General features: G+C 69.8%; 1 protein-coding gene and 1 pseudogene. One reads left to right on the top strand and one right to left on the bottom strand.

The window, feature by feature from the left end; all coding sequences use genetic code 11:
* Positions 1–109: 109 nt before the first annotated feature.
* Positions 110–553, bottom strand: coding sequence for a MerR family transcriptional regulator (locus AC08ON_RS14315; RefSeq protein WP_476609309.1), 444 nt, complete (start codon positions 551–553; stop codon positions 110–112).
* Positions 554–1211: 658 nt separating this feature from the next.
* Here AC08ON_RS14315 and AC08ON_RS14310 point away from each other — a divergent pair.
* A pseudogene (locus AC08ON_RS14310) lies at positions 1212–2297 on the top strand (transcription-repair coupling factor); the annotation flags it as partial.

Raw genomic sequence — 2297 nt, 5'->3', positions numbered from 1 at the left:
TGCGGGGACCCCTGGCGTTGCCGAAAAATGACTTCAAGTTTTGATCTTGGTCTTGCCGGTGCGATGCGCGAGGCCCGCCGCAGTGGGTGCGGTGATCGGTGTCCGCGGATCAGACGGTTCCCCCCGACCGTTTCGCGTCGTCGTGCAGCCCGCCGACGAACGACTCCGCGACGCTGACCTGCTCCCGAAGCGTGGAGAGTTTTTCCTCCGCGAGTACCACCCAGGTGCCAAGCCGCTCCTGGAGCTCGGCCCGGACGCCCGCGGCGAGGTCGGGCTCGGCGAGCTCATCACGAAGGGCCAGCAGCGACCGTATCTCCTCCAGGGTGAACCCCAACGGTTTCATCTTCTTGATGAGGAGCAGCCGCTCGATGGCGTCGTCGTCGTAGAGACGAAATCCCCCTACGGTCCGACCTGCCGGCGCGAGGAGCCCCGACTCCTCATAGTAGCGGACTGTTCGCAGGGAGAGGCTGACCCGCTCCGCAACGTCCCCGATCTGGTAAACGTCGCCACGGGTCGTGTTCGATCCCGAAACACCACGGCGCTTGGTGGACAACTCGGCCCTTACGTTAGGGTAGATATTGGACGACCGGACCGGACGATTTTGGGCAACCGGACCGGACGTCAGGCAGTCGACTGTACGTCGCTCGGCGATGTGGCGCCCCCTTCGCCGAAGCGGCCGAGACGGGGGAGTGCGGGGCGCCCGAGCGTGCCGTCCGTCGTCCGGTACCGACCGGACCGCGTTACCAGAAACGTGAGATGCGCCACATCGGAACCGTCGCGTTCGCCGATGCGGCCCTGCGGCCGTGTCCACGGCGTCCACCCGGCCGGCCCCGCGTTCGTATGGACGCGCACGTTACCGCGGCCCCGACGAACATGGCGCCGGTCCGAACGGGAGGAGGGTGGGTTGCCGGGGCGGGTGGGAAGGTTGCCGTAGGCTGGACATATCGTCTGTGCCGACAGGGTTGAGCCGATCGAGGTCGATCCGGTATCAAGGTTGACCCGTATTAGGGTCGGCCCGGCATCAAGATCGATTGGGTATCGAGGTTGACCCGCTGCCGACGCCTGCGGACCGGGGCATCGCCGGGCGGAAGCGTCGTGTGGAGCGGGGCCGGGCCGGACGGTAGATCGGGGCCGGATCGGCCTCGCCGTGTCACGTCGTCGGATCCCAACCATCGGATCCCAACCAACCGAGAGGCACAGGGACGCACCCCATGACCCTCGCGCCGTTGCTCGACGCGCTGATCGCCCGTCCCGGCGGGGACCCTGCCCTGGGCCGGGCGATCGGCGCGGTCGGTGAACCGGTCCTCGACCTCGCTGGTCCCGCGGCGTTGCGGCCCTTCGCCGCCGCGGCCCTGGCGGTCGGGGCCGACCGGCCGGTCCTCGCTGTCGTGGCTACCGGCCGGGAGGCCGAGGATCTGGCGTCGGCGCTCGGCAGCCTGCTCGGTCCCGGTGTGGTCGCGGTCTTCCCGAGCTGGGAGACCCTGCCTCACGAGCGGCTGTCCCCCCGGGCTGACACGGTCGGGCAGCGCCTCGCCGTGCTGCGCCGGCTCGTGCATCCGGCGAGCACCGGTCGGCCGCCACTGCGGATCGTGGTCGCGTCGATCCGTGCGGTGTTGCAACCCCAGGTGGCCGGGCTCGGCGAGCTCGCACCGGTCACCCTCGCCGAGGGCGATACGGCCGACCTCGACGGCGTGGTGACGCGGCTGGTGGACATCGCTTATCATCGGGTGGACCTGGTCGAGCGGCGCGGCGAGATCGCCGTGCGCGGCGGCATCCTCGACGTCTTCCCGCCCACCGAGGAGCATCCGCTGCGGGTCGAGTTCTTCGGCGACGAAGTCGAGGACATCCGCCGGTTCTCCGTGGCGGACCAGCGGGCGCTACCGGAGGATGATGGCGCGACCGGTGGTGGCCGTGTCCTGTTCGCGCCGCCGTGCAGCGAACTGCTACTGACCGCGCAGGTGCGGGCGCGGGCTGCGGACCTCGCGACGCGCCACCCGGAGCTGCTGGACCTGCTCGACAAGATCGCCGATGGCATCCCTGTGGAGGGGATGGAGGCGCTCGCCCCGGTACTCGTCGACGCCATGTCACTACTCCTGGACGATCTGCCGGCCGGCACCCACGTGCTGGTCTGCGATCCCGAACGGGTCCGTTCGCGGGCGAGTGAACTGGTGCGCACGAGCCAGGAGTTCCTCGACGCGTCGTGGAGCGTCGCGGCGCTGGGTGGCGGCGCGCCGATCGATCTCGGCGCGGCCGCCTACCGATCGATCATCGAGGTCCGCGAGCGTGCCGAGGATCTC

This window comes from Frankia sp. CoWAU3 (assembly GCF_977971855.1).
This window is presented reverse-complemented; position numbering and strand designations above follow the sequence as displayed.